We start from the raw sequence: 18,334 nt of genomic DNA, 5'->3' as shown, positions 1-18,334 counted from the left end.
CATGGAACATTTCGCCCCGAAGCGCGTAATGTGTGCCAGAGGCCCGCGAAGCGGGCTTGGAATGAGAGGCTGACCAGCATGAATGCAAGATTTCCCCTTATGGCGGGCGTGGCCGGGCTGTTTGCCCTGTCGGCCTGCACCGACCCCTATGCCACCGGCGCGACCGACAACAGCCGCCAGACGACCGGCATGATCACCGGCGCGCTGATCGGCGGCGCGCTGGCCCACGACCGCGGCGGCGACGAAAAGCTGACCAAGACGGCCGCGGGGGCGGTGGTCGGCGGTCTGATCGGGGGCGCGATCGGCGCGCAGCTGGACCGCCAGGCCCAGGAACTGCGCCGCGACCTGGATACCGATGGCGTGCGGATCGTCAATACCGGGTCCGAGCTGATCGTGACCATGCCGCAGGACGTTCTGTTCGCGGTCGACAGCGCCTCCGTGCGCCCCGACCTGCAGCGCGATCTTTACACACTGGCGGGCAGCCTGAACCGCTATCCGAACACAACGGTGAACGTGATCGGCCATACCGACAACACCGGCGCGGCCAGCTATAACCAGCGTCTGTCGCAAGATCGCGCCCATTCGGTGGCCAATGTCCTGATCAGCGCCGGTGTGCCGCGCCAGCGCATTGTGGCGATTGGCCGGGGTGAGGACCAGCCCATCGCGTCAAACCTGACGGTCGAGGGGCGCGCCCAGAACCGGCGCGTGGAATTCGTCATCCGCCCCAACTGATCACGCCGCGGATCCTGTCAAAGGCCGGGCCCCTGCCCGGCCTTTTCCATTGTGCCCCCGCCCAAGTGGTCATACATCTTTACCGATCGGGAGGGGGCCATGCCGTTTCAGAAAATTGAATCCGAAAAGCTTTCACGCGCTGTCGAGCGCCAGATCGAAACCCTGATTCTGCAGGGCATCCTGCGGCCGGGGGAACGTCTGCCCTCGGAACGCGAACTGTCCGAACGGCTGGGGGTTTCGCGCCCCAGCCTGCGCGAAGCGGTTGCCGCGCTTCAGGATGTCGGCCTGCTGACCACGCGCGCAGGCGCCGGAATCTATGTGGCCGAGGTTCTGGGGGCCGCCTTCTCGCCCGCGCTGATCCGGCTTTTCGCACAGCATGATCAGGCGGTGTTCGACTATATCTCATTCCGCCGCGACATGGAGGGGCTGGCCGCCGAACGCGCCGCCCAACTGGGCACGGATACCGATCTGAAAGTAATCGATACGATCTTTCAGCGCATGATGGCCGCGCATGACAAGCGCAACCCGAACGAAGAGGCCGCGCTGGACGCCCAGTTCCACATCGCCATCATCGAGGCCAGCCACAATGTCATCATGCTGCATATGATGCGCGCGATGTTCGGCCTGCTGAAGGAAGGGGTATTCTACAATCGGTCGGTCATGTTCCGTAACAGATCCACCCGCGACACGCTTCTGGCGCAGCACAAGGCCATCAACGATGCGCTGCAGGCGCGCGATCCGGTCGCGGCCCGCGCCGCCGTGGCCAAGCACATGGATTTCGTGGAAATGGTGCAGGCCGAACAGCGCAAGGCCGACCGGAACGAGGCGCTGGCCCAACTGCGCCTGCAACAGGAAACCGGGCGCTGAACGGAAAAACCCGGCCCAAGGGCCGGGTTCTTTGTTCGTGATTTCCGCAGGCTTAGTGAAGCCGCTGTTCGACCTCGGCGATCGAGGCGTCGATCAGGCCAGCCTGATCCTTGGCCGACATCTGCCTGGCCAAAACCTCGCCCGCGGCGGCAATCGCCACGCTGACAGCACGGTCCTTGACCTCACGCAGGGCCGAAGCCTCAGCCGAAGCGATCTGGTCCTCGGCCGCCTTCAGGCGACGCGCGATCGAGGCCTTCAGTTCGTCCTTGGCCGTCTCGGCCGCGGCCTGCGCATCGCGCTTGGCGGCAACGACGATCTGATCGGCCTGGTCCTGAACCTCGCGCGCCTTGCGTTCATAAGACGCCAGGATCGCCTGAGCCTCTTCGCGCAGCGCGCGCGCCTCTTCCAGATCGGCCTTGATACCTGCGGCGCGCTTGTCCAGCAGGCCACCGATCATGCCCGGCACCTTGAAGTAGACCAGGATGCCGACGAACAGCAGGAAGGCCAGCGTCACGATGAAATCGGTGTTGCGCAGGCTGAAGAACGGGCCGGAAGCGGCCAGCGCGGGATGGGCGGCAAGGATGAAAAGAACGGAAAGTTTCTTCATGACCTTACCCTTTCAGCCGCGCATCGACGGCAGCCGCAAGCGCCTTTTCATCGGCCTTGCCACCCAGTGCCGCGACGATTTCGGCGGCGGTATCGCGGGCGACGGCTTCAACCGCCTCCAGTGCACCGGCGCGGATCGTCCCGATCCGGGCTTCCGATTCCGCGGCGCGGGCCGCGATTTCGGCATCGGCATGGGCGGTGGCGGCATCCAGATCCTTCTGGATTTCGGCCCGCGCCTCGGCCACGATTTTCTGCGCCTGGGCGCGGGCGTCGGCCAATGCCTTTTCATAGGCGGCCTCGGCGTCCTTCGCCTTCAGCTTGAAGTCTTCGGCGGCGCTCAGATCGCCGGCGATGGTGCCCTGGCGATCAGCCAGAACCGCGCCAATGCGCGGCAGCGCAATGCGCGACAGCACCCAGTAGATCACGACCAAGGTGACCAGAAGCCAGAAGATCTGGTTCGGGAAAGTCGCGAAATCCAGTTGCGGCATGCCCGCAGATTCGGCCGCGTGGCCAGCGGCAGTGGCCGCGCCATGCGCCGCGTCGGCAGCCGCTTCGTGCGTTTCAGTTGCCATGTCGTCCCCCTGGACCCTTAAGATAACCGGATGGGCCTGCGTTACAGGCCCATCCGACCGCAAGGATGCAAATCAGGATCAGACCGCGAACAGCAGCAGAAGCGCGACCAGGAACGAGAAGATGCCCAGTGCTTCAGCAAAGGCCATGCCGATGAACAGCGTGGCGGTTTGGCCAGCGGCGGCCGAAGGGTTGCGCAGCGCGCCGTTCAGGAAGTTACCCGCGACATTGCCCACCCCGACGGCGGCGCCCGCCATGCCGATGCAGGCCAGGCCCGCGCCGAGGTATTGACCGAGTTCCGAGATGCTGCCTTCCATTGTGGTGCTCCTTGAGGATTGGAAAGGTTGAAAAGGGTTGCAGATCCGCGCCTTAGTGGCCCGGGTGCAGCGCGTCCTTGAGATAGACGCAGGTGAGGATGGTAAACACATAGGCCTGGATCAGCGCCACAAGCACTTCAAGACCGTACATCGCGGTGATGGCGACAACCGAAACCGGGGCGATGGCGGCAATCGCGGCAAAGCCCGCGAACACCTTGATCACCGCGTGGCCCGCCATGATGTTGCCGGCAAGACGGATGGAATGCGAAACGGGGCGCACGAAGTAGGAAATCACTTCGATCACCGCCAGCACGGGGCGCAGCGCCAGCGGCGCCGAAGACACCCAGAACAGGCCCAGGAAATGCGTGCCATGCTTGACCAGACCAAGCAGCGTCACGCCCAGGAAGACGAACAGCGCCAGAACCGCGGTCACCGCGATATGCGAGGTGGTCGAGAAGGATTTCGGCAGCAGGCCAAGGAAGTTGGCAAAGACGATGAAGCTGAACAGCGTCATCACATAGGGGAAATACTTCAGCCCCTCTTTGCCGCAGATATCCTCGACCATCTTGTGCACAAGGCCAAAGGTCAGCTCGGCGATCGACTGCATCCGGGTCGGCACGACGGCGCGGCCGCGGGTGCCGACAACCAGCACCAGAACGATGGCCAGAACCGTCAGCACCATCCACAGGGTCACGTTCGTGGGGGTGTACCAGTGGATCGGCCCCTCGCCAAAGAGGGGCTTCACGATGAACTGATCCATCGGATGGAACACAAGACCGCTGCCAGCTTCTTCCGCCACGACTATCTTCCCTCTTCCTCGGCAGCCTCGGCCGCCGCGCGTTTTTCGTTCATCTCCGCCGCGGTGCGCAGCATCACGCGCACCCCGGCGACAAGACCCAGCATCGTGAACACGACCATCAGCAGGGGCATCGTGCCGAACAGCACATCAAGCCCGTAACCGACGCCGAAGCCGATGCCCAGCCCCGAAACCATTTCGATGACCATCCGCCACGCCATGTCGGCCTGCGAAAACCCGGTCATCCCGCGGCCCCCCGGTTCCTGCGTCTTGCGCACCTTTGCCAGTCGCTCTTCCAGCGTTTTCAGCCGGTTCGGATCTGGACCATCGGTGGGCGCACCGGACATCAAGGGACCCCGCATTCAGTCCCGCGCTTGGTAAGCGTCACGGCGGCGTGAGTCAAGCAGATCCCGGCGCCGGGGCATCCGATCCAAGCCTATGTTTTCAAGTCACTTTCTACAAATCGTCGTGGTATGCCCGTGGCCCGGGTGGCGCTGTTCGCGCTCACATCCGGGGCGGGGCATATTCAACCGGATGGTTGACGATCCCCGGCGCCTGCCCCATGACTGGCCCATGACCAGCGCCCCGCCCACCCCCCTTGATGCGATCTTCGCCGCGCTTGCGGACCCGACGCGACGCGCGATCCTGACGATGCTGCTGGAGGACGACATGGCCGTGACCGATGTGGCCGCGCCCTTCGCCATGTCGCTGGCGGCGATTTCCAAGCACCTGGCGATCCTGGCCGAGGCCGGGCTGATCGCGCAGGAAAAGCGCGGTCGGGTGAAATGGTGCAAGCTGGAACCCGAAGCGATGCGCGCCGCGGCGGTCTGGATGCGCGGCTTCGGTCAGGTGGACCCGATCGACCTGGACGCCTTCGAACGGTTCCTGGAAAGCGAACTGAACCAGCCGCACGCCGGTTGATACTGCGGGGCGCATGAAAAACCCGGCCGCCGGGGCCGGGCCAACAGGTCACCACATTCAGGTCCCGCCATCAGGCGGCGGTGTAATAGCCATACATCTGGTCAAGCGCAGTCAGGCTTTCGGGCGCGGGGGCGGGCCGTGCCTCGGGCCGGTAATAGGCCAGCGTTTCCTCTGGCACCTTGGTCGCGGGGGCGGCTTCGGCCGTGGATTCGCGGGTCAGATTGACGATCTTGCTCATGGAACTCTCCGGGTTTCAGAGTTCCTCCCTGCCGCCAATATAAACCAAACGGTTCGGATTGCGACGATGTTCAACGCAACGGGGCCATGCGCTTTCTGCAATGCAGCAAAAAGCCCCGGCAGAACCGGGGCTTTGCAGTATCGCGGCAGGAACGGGGGATCAGACCACCCGTTCCACCATCATCTTCTTGATATGGGCGATGGCCTTGGCCGGGTTCAGCCCCTTCGGACAGGTCTTGGTGCAGTTCATGATCGTGTGGCAACGATACAGCTTGAAGGGATCTTCCAGCGCATCCAGACGTTCGCCGGTCGCCTCATCGCGGCTGTCGATGATCCAGCGGTAGGCATGCAGCAGCGCCGCCGGGCCAAGGTATTTGTCGCCGTTCCACCAATAGCTCGGGCACGAGGTCGAGCAGCTGGCGCACATCACGCATTCATACAGGCCGTCCAGCTTCTTGCGATCCTCGATCGACTGACGCCATTCCTTGGCGGGGCGGTTGGTCTTGGTTTCCAGCCAGGGCATGATGCTGGCATGCTGGGCATAGAAATGCGTCAGGTCCGGGATCAGGTCCTTGACCACCGGCATGTGCGGCAGCGGATAGATCTTCACATCGCCCTTGATCTCATCCAGGCCATAGATGCAGGCCAGCGTGTTGATGCCGTCGATGTTCATCGCGCAGGACCCGCAGATCCCTTCGCGGCAGGACCGGCGGAAGGTCAGGGTCGGGTCGATTTCATTCTTGATCTTGATCAGCGCGTCCAGAACCATCGGGCCGCACTTGTCCATGTCGATGAAATAGGTGTCGACCCGGGGGTTTTCGCCGGTTTCCGGGTCCCAGCGATAGATCTGGAACTTGCGGACGTTTCTGGCGTCCGGCTTCGGCCAGGTCTTGCCGACGCGGATTTTCGAGTTCTTGGGAAGCGTGAGCTGAACCATGGGTTATCCCTTCCAGTCAGTACGGGAATAAAGCGGCCGCGTCGGAAACTGGCCGGATTTGTTGAAAACGCAGCGGTTATACACCTCGGCAGGGTCGCGGCCCATCAGATAGTCGGATGAGATTTCCAGCCCCAGGCTACCGCTGGTGCCCCTTTCCGAGGTGACACCAAGCGCCAGCGTGCCGCGCGGGCGCTGCGCAAGTTCGGCTTCGCGCAGGCAAATCTCTTCGGCGCGTTCCACCGGGACGGGCGCGCAGCCCGCCCCCAGCAGAACCGCCGCAAGGCCGAGATATGCCCGCGCGCCGCCCATGATCAGAAGGTGCGCGCCTTCGGCGCGATCCTGGCCAGGCTGATACCGCCCTCGGCCTCGGTCGTCAGCGGGTCGGTGATGACCGGACGGTAGGACAGCGCCACCTTGTTGCCATCGACGCGGCTGACGGTGTGGACCCGCCAGTTTTCATCGTCGCGCGTGGTGTGATCCTCGGACGCATGGGCGCCACGGGATTCCTTGCGCGCCTCGGCACCGACGATGGTGGCCAGCGCATTGGGCATCAGGTTGGTCAGTTCCAGCGTTTCCATCAGGTCGCTGTTCCAGATCAGGCTGCGGTCGGTGACGTGCAGATCGTCCATCTTGGCGGCGATCGCGGTCATCTTTTCAGCGCCTTCCTTCAGCGTCTTGTCAGTGCGGAATACGGCGGCATCGGCCTGCATCGTCTTTTGCATCTCAAGGCGCAGTTCGGCGGTGGGCATGGTGCCCCTGGCATGGCGCAACCCGTCGAAACGGTCAAAGGCATTGTCGATCCCGGCCTGGTTCAGCGTGGGATTGCCCTTGGCGCGATCCACAACCTGACCCGCACGGATCGCCGCGGCGCGGCCGAACACCACCAGGTCGATCAGCGAGTTCGACCCCAGGCGGTTCGCCCCGTGCACGCTGGCACAGCCCGCCTCGCCCACGGCCATCAGGCCCGGCACGATCGCGGTGGGGTTTTCGGCGGTGGGGTTCAGCACCTCGCCCCAGTAGTTGGTGGGAATGCCGCCCATGTTGTAGTGCACCGTCGGCAGGACCGGGATCGGTTCCTTGGTCACATCGACGCCGGCAAAGATCTTGGCCGATTCCGAAATGCCCGGCAGACGTTCGGCCAGCGCCTCGGCCGGCAGGTGCGACAGGTTCAGGTGGATGTGGTCCTTGCCCTCGCCCACGCCGCGGCCTTCGCGGATTTCCATCGTCATGCAACGCGAGACGTAATCGCGCGGCGCCAGGTCCTTGTAATGCGGCGCATAGCGTTCCATGAACCGCTCACCTTCCGAGTTGGTCAGGTAACCACCCTCGCCGCGCGCGCCCTCGGTGATCAGACAGCCCGAGCCATAGATGCCGGTCGGATGGAACTGCACGAATTCCATATCCTGCAGCGCAAGGCCCGCGCGCGCCACCATGCCGCCGCCGTCGCCGGTGCAGGTATGGGCCGAGGTCGCGCTGAAATAGGCGCGGCCATAGCCGCCCGTGGCCAGCACCACCATCTTGGCGTTGAACACATGCATCGTGCCGTCATCCAGCTTCCAGCAGACGACACCCTGGCAGACGCCATCTTCCGACATGATCAGGTCGATGGCGAAATATTCGATGAAGAATTCGGCCTTCTGCTTCAGGCTTTGACCGTAAAGCGTGTGCAGGATCGCGTGGCCGGTGCGGTCGGCGGCGGCACAGGTGCGCTGCACCGGCGGCCCGTCGCCGAATTCGGTGGTGTGACCGCCGAAGGGGCGCTGATAGATCTTGCCCTCTTCGGTACGCGAAAACGGCACGCCGTAATGTTCCAGTTCGTAAACCGCCTTGGGCGCCTCACGCGCAAGATATTCCATCGCGTCGGTATCGCCCAGCCAGTCCGAGCCCTTGACCGTGTCGAACATGTGCCACTGCCAGTGGTCCGGCCCCATGTTGGAAAGCGACGCCGCGATGCCGCCCTGGGCCGCAACGGTGTGCGAACGGGTCGGGAAAACCTTGGTCACGCAGGCCGTGCGCAGGCCCTGTTCCGCCATGCCCAGCGTGGCGCGCAGGCCCGCGCCGCCGGCACCGACCACCACGACGTCATAATCATGCGTCTCGTATGTGTAAGCTGCCATCTTTCAGTTCCTTCAGAGCGCGATCTTGGCCAGCGCGAAAAGCCCGGTGGCAATCACCGCATAAGAAAGCGAAGTCACCGCGATGATACCGATCTTGCGCGCGGTGCCGCGGGCGTAATCCTCGATCATGATCTGCGCGCCCTTGGCGAAATGACGCATCGCCACGAACAGCGTCAGCGCGGTGACGATGGCCGGGAAGGGGCGCGCGAAGGTGGCGACCACCTGTTCCTGCCCCTGCCCCAGCGCGCGGCCAAAGATGATCAGGAAGACCGGCACCAGAAAGGCCAGCGCCACGGCGGTCACGGTCATGAACCAGTGATGTTCGGTCCCGGTCCCCGAGGCGCCCTTGCCCTCGGCCCGTTTGCGATCGGTCAGGTAACGCATGTTGCCCCCTCAGACCAGAATGATGGTGATGATCGTCAGAACGACCGAACCGATGATGCAGGCCCAGCCCAGCTTTTCGGCGGTCCCGATTTCAAGGCCCTTGCCGGCATCGAAATACAGGTGCCGCAGCCCGGCCAGGAAGTGATACCACACCGCCCAGAGCGAGCCGGTGAAGACCAGATCCCCGAACCACGAGGTCGCAACCGCGTTGGCGGTGGCGAAATATTCCGCGCTGGTCGCGGCCGCAAGCAGCCACCACACCGCCAGCAGCACGCCCACGATCAGCGCGTTGCCGGTGATCCGCGTCAGGATCGAGGTGATCGAGGTCAACTGCGGGCGGTAGATCTGCAGATGGGGGGAAAGGGGCCGTTCAACCCGTTTCACGTCAGCCATTTTGGGTCCCTCTGTCGCTTGGCCCCGGCCGTCGGAAGCGCAGGGCTGACTGGGCGGGGGCTGGCTGGATTTTCGACTAACTCAATAACGCATATTTCGCCCAAGTCACGCGCGCATCAGGGGCAAAATCCGCATTTGCCGGGGGCAATGGCCAGAAAAAATGATTTGTGATCACAAATTTCCGGCGCGTGATCACATGTTAACGCTGACAGGGGGGGGCGACCCGGCCAGGCTCGACTCAGGCATGAAACGGGCCGGCACCCAGGTGCCGGCCCGTCCAGAACCCGCCTGATCGGCCCCGCACCCCTAGCGCGGCATCAGCGCCCAGTAATCCAGATCCAGCAGCACCTCGGGGACATATTTGCCATCTTCCCCCTTCAACGCGAAGGGCGCCGCCCCCTGCTTGACCGCCACCAGCCGCAGCCGGATCGCCCCGACGCCCGGGGCATCGGTTTCCGCCTTGTCCAGCACCTCGGACCAGGCCTTGACGGTATCGCCCGCGAAACAGGGGTTGGCATGCGCGCCGGCGTTCAGCGCCACGATCATCTGCGCATTTGCCAGGCCATTGAACGACAGCGCGCGGGCCATGCTGATCACATGGCCGCCATAGATCAGCCGCTTGCCATCCTCGCGGAAGGTCGCGTCGAAATGCACCTTGGCGGTGTTCTGCCACAGGCGCGTGGCAATCATGTGTTCGGCCTCTTCGATGGTCACGCCATCGACATGGTCGATCTTTTCGCCGATCTCGTAATCGCCCCAGCGGTGCGGCTCGCCGGCAAGGGTGAAATCGTAATCGCTGAAATCCAGCCCCTCGGGGATCACCAGATCGGCGGGTGCCACCACTTTCTTCAGCGTGGGGATCACTTCCTCGGGCGCGGGCGCGTCCGCATCGCGCTTGCGCACCATGACCCAGCGGACATATTCCAGCACCGGCTCGTCATTCTGGTTCAGCCCCCGGGTGCGGACATAGACCACGCCCGATTTTCCGTTGGAATTCTGCCTGAGGCCAATCACTTCAGAGACCGACCGCAGCGTGTCGCCCGGATAGACCGGCACCAGCCAGCGCCCCTCGGCATAGCCCAGGTTGGCGACCGCGTTCAGCGACACATCCGGCACCGTCTTGCCAAAGACCACATGGAACGCGATCAGATCATCCACCGGCGAGCCATCCAGCCCGCAGCGCGCCGCGAATTCGTCCGAGGAACAGATCGCCCCCCGCGCCGGATAAAGCGCGTGATAAAGCGCCCGCTCCCCCTCGGCCACGGTGCGCGGCACGGCATGGGAAATCACCTGCCCCACGCGGTAATCCTCGAAGAAACGGCCCGGATTGGTCTTCATCTTACTGCTCTCCCAGTTTCAGATCGGGGTGGTAGTCGCCCGGAACCTCTTTCACCACGGCCTGCGCACAGCGCATCACCCCCTTGGCCGCGTCAAAGGCATAGGCGGGGCTGCCATGCAGCTCCCACCCTTTCGACAGGGCCAGACTAACCTTGTGGCAGAAGGCCGAAGTGTCATCCCCGGTCAGCAGACGATACAGTTTCATGCCCTCACCCGAATGCAGGATAGCCCAGCGCGTAATGCAGCCCGGCAATCGCACCAAAGACGATCACGGTGCCCAGAACTGCGAAAAGTTCCATCTTGCCGCCCTTGCCCACCGGCGGGGTCCAGCGCGGCTCGGCCCGGTTGATCAGCGCGATCCCGGCCAGTGCCCAGACCGCCAGCCCGCCGAACAGCACGAAGGAAGGCACATCACCGTTGACCAGCAGATGCGCGACCGACCACAGCAGGAAACCGATCTGCATCGGATGGCGGATCCTGCGCGCCAGGGCCGTCTTCATCCCCGCCGCGGCGAACAGATAGACCGAGCCCAGCATCAGCAGGTTGTTGATCCCCACCAACGCGGGGCTGCGGTCCCAATAAACCGCCCCATCGGCGGCACGGTAGCCGATCACCATCAGCACGACCGATATCGCCACAAGGCCGCCCACCATCGCGCGCCCCTGCGGCCCCATCGCGGTACGCGCCTGCGGTGCCAGCCGCTTGAACAGATGCGGCAGCGACCACAACAGGACGCCAAGGATCAGTAAAGTCATCGCAAACCTCTCACATGCCCATCGCGGCGATGGCCTCTGCCTTCGCAAGCATCTGCCGCGCGGTCACGATATGCAGGTTTTCCACGATCTTGCCATCCACGACCGCAACGCCCTGCCCCTGGCGCTGCGCCGCGTCGAAGGCTGCGATCTGGCGGCGGGCCAGGTCGATCTCGGCCTCGGACGGGGCAAAGGCGGCGTTGGCGATGTCCAGCTGCGCCGGGTGGATCAGGGTCTTGCCATCAAAGCCCATGTCGCGGCCCTGGTCGCATTCGGCGCGCAAGCCGTCGTCATCCTTGAAGGCATTGTAGACCCCGTCGATGATGATCCGCCCATGCGCGCGCGCGGCCAGCAGGCACAGCCCCAGCCCCGCCTGCATCGCCAGACGGTCCGGGCGGAAGCGGCTGCCCAGTTCCTTGGCCAGGTCATTGGTGCCCATCACCATGCCCTGCAGCCGCGGATGGGCAGCGATCCCGGCCGCGTTCAGCATGCCAAGCGCGGTTTCCATCATCGCCCAAAGCGGCACGGCGGGGATCAGCTCGGCCACCGCATCCAGATCGGCGACTTTTGAGACCTTGGGGATCAGCACCGCGTCGACCCTTGCCCCGGCCTTGACCGCGGCGGCAAAGGCAACCAGATCGTCGCGCCCCCATTCGGTATCCAGCCCGTTCACCCGCACGATACGCGCGCGCGCGCCATAATCGGCCGTGGTCAGGGTCTGCGCCAGAAGCGCGCGGGCATTGGCCTTTTCCTCGACCGCGACCGCATCTTCCAGATCGAAGATGATCGCATCGCAGGCCAGGTCCCGCGCCTTTTCCAGCGCACGCTCTTTCGAGCCAGGAATGTAGAGCACCGAACGATAGGCGCGGGCGGGGGCGTACATGATTCTCTCCTCGCAATATTCTTTCGCCAAGGACCACATCCGCGCCACTTTACGCAAGCCCGATTTGCCGCAATGCAGAATGCCCCCGATAACGGGCCCGGAACATTTGCGGCTTCTTCTTGGTCCAAATACTCATGCCGCGCCCGCCCCGCCCGCGGGACAGTTGAGTATTTTGACCAAGAAGAAGATCAGAACGCCTGCCAGATCAGCCGAAGCGAGATCAGCAAGAGCGCCCAGATCACGATGCGAAAGAACAGTACCTGCGGGATCACGCGCACCGCCCAGACCCCCAGAAAGACCGCCGCCGCCGCCGGGGCCATCAGCATCACCGCCACCCCCAGGCTGGCGGTATTGATCTGGCCCAGCGCCCAATAGGGCGGCAGCTTCATCGCGTTGATGAAGGCAAACAGGATCGTCGAGGTTCCTGCGAACACGGTCTTCGACATGCCCAGCGGCAGGGAATAGACCTGCCAGGGCGGGCCGCCCGAATGGCTCACGAAGCTGGTGAAGCCGGCCAGCGCGCCCCAGAACAGGCCGGGGATCACGCGCGCGGGGCGCGGCTCGGCCACGGCGGGGCGGCGCAATATCGCGTTGAGGGCGAAGACCGCGCCGATCACCCCGACCATGACGCCGACCCAGCGTTCGCTGACCAGGCTGGCCGTGGCCCAGCCGAAGGCGATGCCCGCCACCGCCGCCGGCGCCACGATCATCAGGACGCGGCGGTCGAATTCCTTGCGCCAGGCCCAGAGCCCGAAGACATCCGACACCATGTAGACCGGCAGCAGCAGGCCCGCCGCCTGCACCGGGCTCATGACCAGGGCAAGAAGCGGCACCGCGATACCCGCGATCACCGGCAGCCCGCCCTTCGACAGCCCGACCGAGACAGCGGCGATCACCGCCAGCACCCAGCCCAGAAGATCCAGTTCCACGCAGTCCCCCCCGGGCCGAGAATCGGCCCTGCCCCCGAAGTCCTAGCCCCGCCCCTGCGGAAAGGCACGGGGGGATCGGGAAATTTTAGCGCAAACGCGGTGTACAATGGCATACGAAAATGCGCGCCAGGGCGCCGCCGCGCCGCGGCACCCTTGCCAGACTGGGCGCAAAGGGCTAACCCATCCGCGTCAACAACCCACCACCCCGTTTTTCGGAGGATTCCATGGCTCGACCCAAGATCGCCCTCATCGGCGCCGGCCAGATCGGCGGCACGCTCGCCCATCTCGCCGCCATCAAGGAACTCGGTGACGTCGTCCTGTTCGACATCGCCGAAGGCACGCCCCAGGGCAAGGCGCTTGATATCGCCGAATCCGGTCCCTCCGAGGGCTTCGATGCCGTGATGAAGGGCACCAATGATTACGCCGACATCGCGGGCGCCGATGTCTGCATCGTCACCGCCGGCGTGCCGCGCAAGCCGGGCATGAGCCGCGATGACCTGCTGGGCATCAACCTGAAGGTGATGAAATCGGTCGGCGAAGGCATTGCCAAATACGCCCCGAACGCCTTTGTGATCTGCATCACCAACCCGCTGGACGCGATGGTCTGGGCGCTGCGCGAATTTTCGGGCCTGCCGCATGAAAAAGTCGTCGGCATGGCCGGCGTGCTGGATTCGGCGCGCTTCCGCCACTTCCTGTCGGTGGAATTCAACGTCTCGATGCGCGACGTCACCGCCTTTGTGCTGGGCGGTCACGGCGACACGATGGTGCCGCTGGCGCGCTATTCGACCGTTGCCGGCATCCCGCTGCCGGACCTGGTGCAGATGGGCTGGACCACGCAGGAGAAGCTGGACGCGATCATCCAGCGCACCCGCGACGGCGGTGCCGAGATCGTCGGCCTGCTGAAGACCGGCTCGGCCTTCTACGCGCCTGCCACCAGCGCCATCGAGATGGCCGAGGCCTACCTGAAGGACCAGAAGCGGCTTCTGCCCTGCGCGGCCTATGTCAAGGGCGCCTTCGGTCTGGACGGGATGTATGTCGGCGTGCCGACCATCATCGGTGCCGGCGGCATCGAGAAGGTCGTGGACATCAAGCTGAACAAGGACGAGCAGGTGATGTTCGACAAGTCGGTCGACGCGGTCAAGGGTCTGGTTGCTGCCTGCAAGGGTATCGACCCCTCGCTCGCCTGATCCTTTGGCTGTTTTTCAGCCTTGAATGCGCGGCCCCCGGCCGCGCATTCTTTTTGACGAGTCGGTTATGTTGGCCAGTTCATTCAAGGAATGATTCATGAAGCCCGCCTTTGCCGTTGCCCTGCTGGCCCTGGCTGCCGCCACGCCTGCCGCCGCCGATCTTTCGCTGTCGCAGGCGATCGGTCAGGACGGCATCGCCGCAACGCTGGCGCGGCTGGATGCGCTTGACCCTACGCCCGGTCCCGAGGAGCACTTTGCCAAGGCCGGCCTGCGCTTTCTGATCGGCATCGAATCCGCCCTGCAACTGCAATGGCGCACCGGCATGGATCAGGCTGCGGGCAATGCGGGCGATGTTCTGGGCCTGCCGATGCTGCGCCTGCCGCTGCCCCCGAACCCCGCGCCCGAACCGTTTTCGGGTGCGCTGGTGACGCGGCTGTTCGCCGATCTGGACGCCGGGATGGATCGCGCGCGCCAGGATCTTGCCACTCTGCCCGAAGGCAGTGACTTCGGGCTGGAGATCGCCTTTGACGACCTGTGGTTCGATGTGAACGCCAACGGAAATCGTGACCCCGAGGAAGCTGCCGGCGCGTTGCTGGGGCCGCAGCTGATGGGCTGGCAATGGCAGAACCGCGACCCCGCCCAGCCGCTGCCGGTGATCCGCTTCGATACCGCCGATGCGGCCTGGCTGACGGCCTATACGCATCTGCTGTCGGGCCTGTCGAACACGATCCTCGCCTATGACCCGGCCGCGGCGATCGACCGCGTTCTGTCCGCGCGCAAGGCGATTGGGGTCGCCCCGCCCAATTCCGGCGATCCGTGGGATTTCGATTCCTCGTTCGGGCAATTCGCCGATGCCTTTGCCATGCTGGAAGGGGCGGTGAATGCCGAACCCGACGTGGCCCGCGCGCAGGCCGCCAAGGCGCATTTCCTGGCCACCATCGCCCAGAACCGCCGGTTCTGGACCCTTGTCGCGCAGGAAACCGACAATGACCGCGAATGGGTGCCGGGCGAGGGTCAGACCTCGGCCCTTGGCTTCGATCTGCCGCCGGGCACCGGCGACGTCTGGCAGGCCGTTCTGGCCGATGGCGAGGCGCTGCTGACCGGCCGTGTGCTGCTGCCCTACTGGCGGGGGCCCGCAGGTCAGGGCGTGAACCTTGGCCGCCTGTTCGACACCCCCCGGCCGATCAGCGTGACGGGCTGGGTCCAGGGCTGGGCGGCGGCGCCCTATATCGAACCAGGGCCGCGCGTCAGCGCCGACAGCCTGCGGCGGTTTGAAGAGCTGATGCGGGGCAATGCCGCGCTGATGGCGGTCTTTCTGAACTGAGGGTGATGATGGGCCATCCGACATCCGGCAAGATCACGATGCCTTCGGGCCAAGGCAGCGGAGGGCGCGGCGGCGCGCCCGTCTCGCCCTATCTGGTGCCCGGCTTCTATGACCGCGCCCTGGCTGCGGGCCGGCACCGTGACATCATCGGCGGCCGGTGGGAAGAAACCGGCACGATCCAGATGCAGATGCTGCTGGCCGAGGGGCTGCACCCCCGGCACCGGCTGCTGGACATCGGCTGCGGCCCGTTGCGCACCGGCTGCCGGCTGGTGCCCTATCTGGACCCGGGGAATTACTGGGGCACCGATCTGTCGGGGGCGCTGATGCGCAAGGGTCATGCCGAGGAACTGACCGAGGCCGACCGCACCCGCCTGCCCCTGTCGCAGCTGGTCGAGGATGGGAATTTCGGCTTTCCGGGCCTGCCCGACGACTTTGACTATATCCTGTGTTTCGCGGTCTTCACCCATCTGCCGATGAACCACCTGCGCCGCGCACTTTTGCGCGTTTCGGCGCGCTTCCCGCGGTTTGAGAAATTCCTGTTCACCGTTTTTCTGGCCCCTGATGCCGCGGCTTCCATTGGCCCGGTGCGCCAGCCCGACGGGGTCGTGACCCATGACATCCGTCCGCCCTATCACCTTGTGGCCGAGGACGTGGCCCACTTTGCCGCGCAAGCCGGCCTGCGCGTTCATATCCGTCCCGACCGGCTGCCGCGCGGGCAGGTGCTGTGCATCGCGACTCGGGTCTGAGGGGGGCGCCGCATCGCGGCATCGCAGCATTGCGGCATGCGGACTTGCTCTTGTGATCACACTTTTCCGACCTGTGATCACAAACGTCGATTTTATGCGCGGGAAGCTGCCTGCAACGCATTTATCGGTTTGTGACCGGGGCCAGATGTGTCAAGAACCCCCAAATCTCACCAGCATGGGACAGGTGCCATGAATATCCATGAATATCAGGCGAAGCAGCTCCTCAAGAGCTACGGCTGCCCGGTCTCGAACGGCCGTATCGTTCTCAAGGCCGACGAAGCCAAGTCGGCCGCCAGCGAGCTGGACGGCCCGCTTTGGGTCGTGAAGGCCCAGATCCATGCCGGCGGCCGCGGCAAGGGCAAGTTCAAGGAAGCCGAAGCCGGCGAAAAGGGCGGTGTGCGCCTGGCCAAGTCGGTCGAAGAGGCGGAAACCCTGGCCAAGCAGATGCTGGGCCGCACGCTGGTGACGCATCAGACCGGCCCCGCGGGCAAGCAGGTCAACCGCATCTACATCGAAGACGGCAGCGACATTTCGCGCGAACTCTATCTGGCGCTGCTGGTGGACCGCCAGACCTCGCGCATTTCGTTCGTCGTCTCGACCGAAGGCGGGATGGACATCGAGGAAGTCGCGGCCAGGACCCCCGAAAAGATCGTCTCGTTCAGCGTCGACCCGGCGACCGGCCTGTCGGATTTCCACGGCCGCCGCGTGGCCTTTGCGCTGGGCCTTGAAGGCGCGCAGGTCAAGCAGTGCGTGCAGCTGGTCAAGAACCTCTACCGTGCCTTCGTCGAGAAGGACATGGAGATGCTGGAAATCAACCCGCTGATCGTCATGACCGACGGCAACCTGAAGGTGCTGGACGCCAAGCTGGGCTTTGACAACAACGCGCTGTACCGCCAGCCCGACATCCTGGCGCTGCGCGATGAGACAGAAGAAGACCCCAAGGAACTGGCCGCGTCCAAGTTCGACCTGAACTACATCGCGCTGGATGGCGAAATCGGCTGCATGGTGAACGGCGCTGGCCTGGCGATGGCCACGATGGACATCATCAAGCTGTATGGCGCGGAACCGGCCAACTTCCTGGATGTGGGCGGCGGCGCGACCAAGGAAAAGGTCACCGAGGCGTTCAAGATCATCACCTCTGACCCGAATGTCAAAGGCATCCTGGTCAACATCTTTGGCGGCATCATGCGCTGCGACATCATCGCCGAGGGCATCATCGCCGCGGTGAAAGAGGTCGGCCTGCAGGTTCCGCTCGTCGTGCGCCTGGAAGGCACCAACGTCGAAAAGGGCAAGGACATCATCGCGAATTCCGGCCTGAACGTCATTGCGGGGGACAACCTGTCCGACGCCGCGCAGAAAATCGTCAAAGCGGTGAAGGGGTAATCCAATGGCCGTTCTCGTCAACGAAAACACCAAAGTCATCTGCCAGGGCTTTACCGGCAGCCAGGGCACGTTCCATTCGGAACAGGCGATCGCCTACGGCACCAGGATGGTCGGCGGCGTGACCCCCGGCAAGGGCGGCAGCAGCCACCTGAACCTGCCGGTGTTCGATTCGGTCCATGAAGCCAAGGCCGCGACCGAGGCCAATGCCACCGTGATCTACGTTCCCCCGCCCTTCGCGGCCGATTCGATCCTGGAAGCGATCGATGCGGAAATGGAACTGATCGTGTGCATCACCGAAGGCATCCCGGTGCTGGACATGATGAAGGTCAAGCGCGCGCTGGTTGACAGCAAGTCGCGCCTGATCGGGCCGAACTGCCCCGGCGTCATCACCCCCGGCGCCTGCAAGATCGGCATCATGCCGGGCCACATCCACCAGCGCGGCAGCGTCGGCGTGGTGTCGCGTTCGGGCACGCTGACCTATGAGGCGGTCAAGCAGACCACCGACCTGGGCCTTGGCCAGTCCTCGGCCGTGGGCATCGGTGGCGACCCGATCAAGGGCACCGAACATATCGACGTGCTCGACATGTTCCTGGACGATCCGGAAACCCAGTCGATCATCATGATCGGCGAAATCGGCGGCTCGGCCGAGGAAGAGGCGGCGGAATTCCTGAAGGAACAGAAGAAGAAGGGCCGCTGGAAGCCGGTCGCAGGCTTCATCGCGGGCCGCACCGCCCCCCCCGGCCGCCGCATGGGCCATGCCGGCGCCATCGTTTCGGGTGGCAAGGGCGATGCCGAAAGCAAGATCGAGGCGATGAAATCCGCGGGTATCGTCGTCGCCGACAGCCCGGCCCATCTGGGCGAAGCCGTGATGAAGGCGCTCGGCAAGTAACATGTCAATGCCGCGCCCCACGGGGC

Annotated in this window: 24 protein-coding genes; 8 read left to right on the top strand and 16 right to left on the bottom strand. The window is 64.5% G+C overall.

From position 1 onward, the window contains the following. The first annotated feature begins 78 nt into the window (after positions 1-78). The gene (locus tag ACK8OU_RS00410) at positions 79-732 is read left to right on the top strand and encodes an OmpA family protein (protein ID WP_410301359.1); all 654 of its coding nucleotides are present in this window, start codon (positions 79-81) and stop codon (positions 730-732) included. Between the two features lie 99 nt (positions 733-831). Continuing rightward, on the top strand, positions 832-1,599 hold the full coding sequence (locus ACK8OU_RS00405) for a FadR/GntR family transcriptional regulator (RefSeq protein WP_410301358.1): 768 nt from the start codon (positions 832-834) through the stop codon (positions 1,597-1,599). 52 nt (positions 1,600-1,651) lie between these two features. Here the strand turns inward: ACK8OU_RS00405 and ACK8OU_RS00400 are convergent, their stop codons facing one another. From ACK8OU_RS00400 to ACK8OU_RS00380, 5 genes are all read right to left on the bottom strand, one after another. Further along, positions 1,652-2,206 carry a F0F1 ATP synthase subunit B gene (locus tag ACK8OU_RS00400; RefSeq protein WP_410301357.1) on the bottom strand — a complete coding sequence of 185 codons (555 nt, stop codon included), beginning with the start codon at positions 2,204-2,206 and terminating at the stop codon, positions 1,652-1,654. 4 nt (positions 2,207-2,210) lie between these two features. Continuing rightward, complete coding sequence (locus tag ACK8OU_RS00395) at positions 2,211-2,777, bottom strand: F0F1 ATP synthase subunit B' (RefSeq protein WP_410301356.1); 567 nt, start codon at positions 2,775-2,777, stop codon at positions 2,211-2,213. A 78-nt stretch (positions 2,778-2,855) separates the two neighbouring features. After that, positions 2,856-3,092 carry a F0F1 ATP synthase subunit C gene (locus ACK8OU_RS00390; RefSeq protein ID WP_250039901.1) on the bottom strand — a complete coding sequence of 79 codons (237 nt, stop codon included), beginning with the start codon at positions 3,090-3,092 and terminating at the stop codon, positions 2,856-2,858. Positions 3,093-3,144: 52 nt separating this feature from the next. Continuing rightward, a complete protein-coding gene (locus ACK8OU_RS00385; protein ID WP_410301355.1) occupies positions 3,145-3,891 on the bottom strand; it encodes a F0F1 ATP synthase subunit A in 747 nt (248 codons plus the stop codon). Positions 3,892-3,893: 2 nt separating this feature from the next. Continuing rightward, positions 3,894-4,235: an AtpZ/AtpI family protein gene (locus ACK8OU_RS00380; RefSeq protein WP_410301354.1), complete on the bottom strand. Its 342-nt coding sequence runs from the start codon at positions 4,233-4,235 to the stop codon at positions 3,894-3,896. A gap of 226 nt (positions 4,236-4,461) precedes the next feature. Between ACK8OU_RS00380 and ACK8OU_RS00375 the strand changes: the two genes are divergently transcribed. After that, positions 4,462-4,809, top strand: a complete 348-nt coding sequence (locus ACK8OU_RS00375; RefSeq protein ID WP_410301981.1) for an ArsR/SmtB family transcription factor — start codon at positions 4,462-4,464, stop codon at positions 4,807-4,809. Between the two features lie 70 nt (positions 4,810-4,879). On the opposite strand, the gene ACK8OU_RS00370 is transcribed toward ACK8OU_RS00375, so the two are convergent. The 11 genes from ACK8OU_RS00370 to ACK8OU_RS00320 form a co-directional block, all read right to left on the bottom strand. Beyond that, positions 4,880-5,047, bottom strand: coding sequence for a hypothetical protein (locus ACK8OU_RS00370; protein WP_410301353.1), 168 nt, complete (start codon positions 5,045-5,047; stop codon positions 4,880-4,882). A gap of 159 nt (positions 5,048-5,206) precedes the next feature. Then, the gene (locus ACK8OU_RS00365) at positions 5,207-5,983 is read right to left on the bottom strand and encodes a succinate dehydrogenase iron-sulfur subunit (RefSeq protein ID WP_410301352.1); all 777 of its coding nucleotides are present in this window, start codon (positions 5,981-5,983) and stop codon (positions 5,207-5,209) included. A gap of 3 nt (positions 5,984-5,986) precedes the next feature. Further along, positions 5,987-6,292 carry a hypothetical protein gene (locus ACK8OU_RS00360; protein WP_410301351.1) on the bottom strand — a complete coding sequence of 102 codons (306 nt, stop codon included), beginning with the start codon at positions 6,290-6,292 and terminating at the stop codon, positions 5,987-5,989. A 2-nt stretch (positions 6,293-6,294) separates the two neighbouring features. Further along, positions 6,295-8,100 (bottom strand): succinate dehydrogenase flavoprotein subunit, encoded by a 1,806-nt coding sequence (sdhA, locus tag ACK8OU_RS00355; RefSeq protein ID WP_410301350.1) that lies wholly within the window; start codon positions 8,098-8,100, stop codon positions 6,295-6,297. Positions 8,101-8,112: 12 nt separating this feature from the next. After that, positions 8,113-8,484, bottom strand: a complete 372-nt coding sequence (gene sdhD, locus ACK8OU_RS00350) for a succinate dehydrogenase, hydrophobic membrane anchor protein (RefSeq protein WP_250039921.1) — start codon at positions 8,482-8,484, stop codon at positions 8,113-8,115. Positions 8,485-8,493: 9 nt separating this feature from the next. Further along, a complete protein-coding gene (sdhC, locus tag ACK8OU_RS00345; protein WP_410301349.1) occupies positions 8,494-8,877 on the bottom strand; it encodes a succinate dehydrogenase, cytochrome b556 subunit in 384 nt (127 codons plus the stop codon). A 306-nt stretch (positions 8,878-9,183) separates the two neighbouring features. Continuing rightward, a complete protein-coding gene (locus tag ACK8OU_RS00340) occupies positions 9,184-10,215 on the bottom strand; it encodes a MaoC family dehydratase (RefSeq protein ID WP_410301348.1) in 1,032 nt (343 codons plus the stop codon). Position 10,216: 1 nt separating this feature from the next. After that, entirely contained in the window at positions 10,217-10,420 is a 204-nt protein-coding gene (locus ACK8OU_RS00335; RefSeq protein ID WP_410301347.1) for a DUF1737 domain-containing protein, read from the bottom strand. Positions 10,421-10,424: 4 nt separating this feature from the next. Next, positions 10,425-10,970, bottom strand: coding sequence for an NnrU family protein (locus ACK8OU_RS00330; RefSeq protein ID WP_410301346.1), 546 nt, complete (start codon positions 10,968-10,970; stop codon positions 10,425-10,427). A gap of 10 nt (positions 10,971-10,980) precedes the next feature. Next, positions 10,981-11,850, bottom strand: a complete 870-nt coding sequence (locus ACK8OU_RS00325) for a (3S)-malyl-CoA thioesterase (RefSeq protein ID WP_410301345.1) — start codon at positions 11,848-11,850, stop codon at positions 10,981-10,983. A gap of 188 nt (positions 11,851-12,038) precedes the next feature. Beyond that, positions 12,039-12,773, bottom strand: a complete 735-nt coding sequence (locus tag ACK8OU_RS00320) for a sulfite exporter TauE/SafE family protein (protein ID WP_410301980.1) — start codon at positions 12,771-12,773, stop codon at positions 12,039-12,041. 230 nt (positions 12,774-13,003) lie between these two features. On the opposite strand from ACK8OU_RS00320, the gene mdh reads away from it, so the two are divergent. From mdh to sucD, 5 genes are all read left to right on the top strand, one after another. Then, entirely contained in the window at positions 13,004-13,966 is a 963-nt protein-coding gene (gene mdh / locus ACK8OU_RS00315) for a malate dehydrogenase (protein WP_410301344.1), read from the top strand. A 97-nt stretch (positions 13,967-14,063) separates the two neighbouring features. Next, positions 14,064-15,290: a hypothetical protein gene (locus ACK8OU_RS00310; protein WP_410301343.1), complete on the top strand. Its 1,227-nt coding sequence runs from the start codon at positions 14,064-14,066 to the stop codon at positions 15,288-15,290. Between the two features lie 8 nt (positions 15,291-15,298). Beyond that, positions 15,299-16,036, top strand: coding sequence for a class I SAM-dependent methyltransferase (locus tag ACK8OU_RS00305; protein ID WP_410301342.1), 738 nt, complete (start codon positions 15,299-15,301; stop codon positions 16,034-16,036). A gap of 189 nt (positions 16,037-16,225) precedes the next feature. Next, positions 16,226-17,419, top strand: coding sequence for an ADP-forming succinate--CoA ligase subunit beta (sucC, locus tag ACK8OU_RS00300; protein ID WP_410301341.1), 1,194 nt, complete (start codon positions 16,226-16,228; stop codon positions 17,417-17,419). 4 nt (positions 17,420-17,423) lie between these two features. Beyond that, positions 17,424-18,308 carry a succinate--CoA ligase subunit alpha gene (gene sucD, locus ACK8OU_RS00295; protein WP_410301340.1) on the top strand — a complete coding sequence of 295 codons (885 nt, stop codon included), beginning with the start codon at positions 17,424-17,426 and terminating at the stop codon, positions 18,306-18,308. Positions 18,309-18,334 lie beyond the last annotated feature (26 nt).

It is taken from the genome of Pontitalea aquivivens, from assembly GCF_046507575.1.
Classification (GTDB): domain Bacteria; phylum Pseudomonadota; class Alphaproteobacteria; order Rhodobacterales; family Rhodobacteraceae; genus Pontitalea; species Pontitalea aquivivens.
The sequence above is the reverse complement of the archived record's forward strand: the minus strand, read 5'-3'. Positions and strand labels throughout refer to the sequence as shown.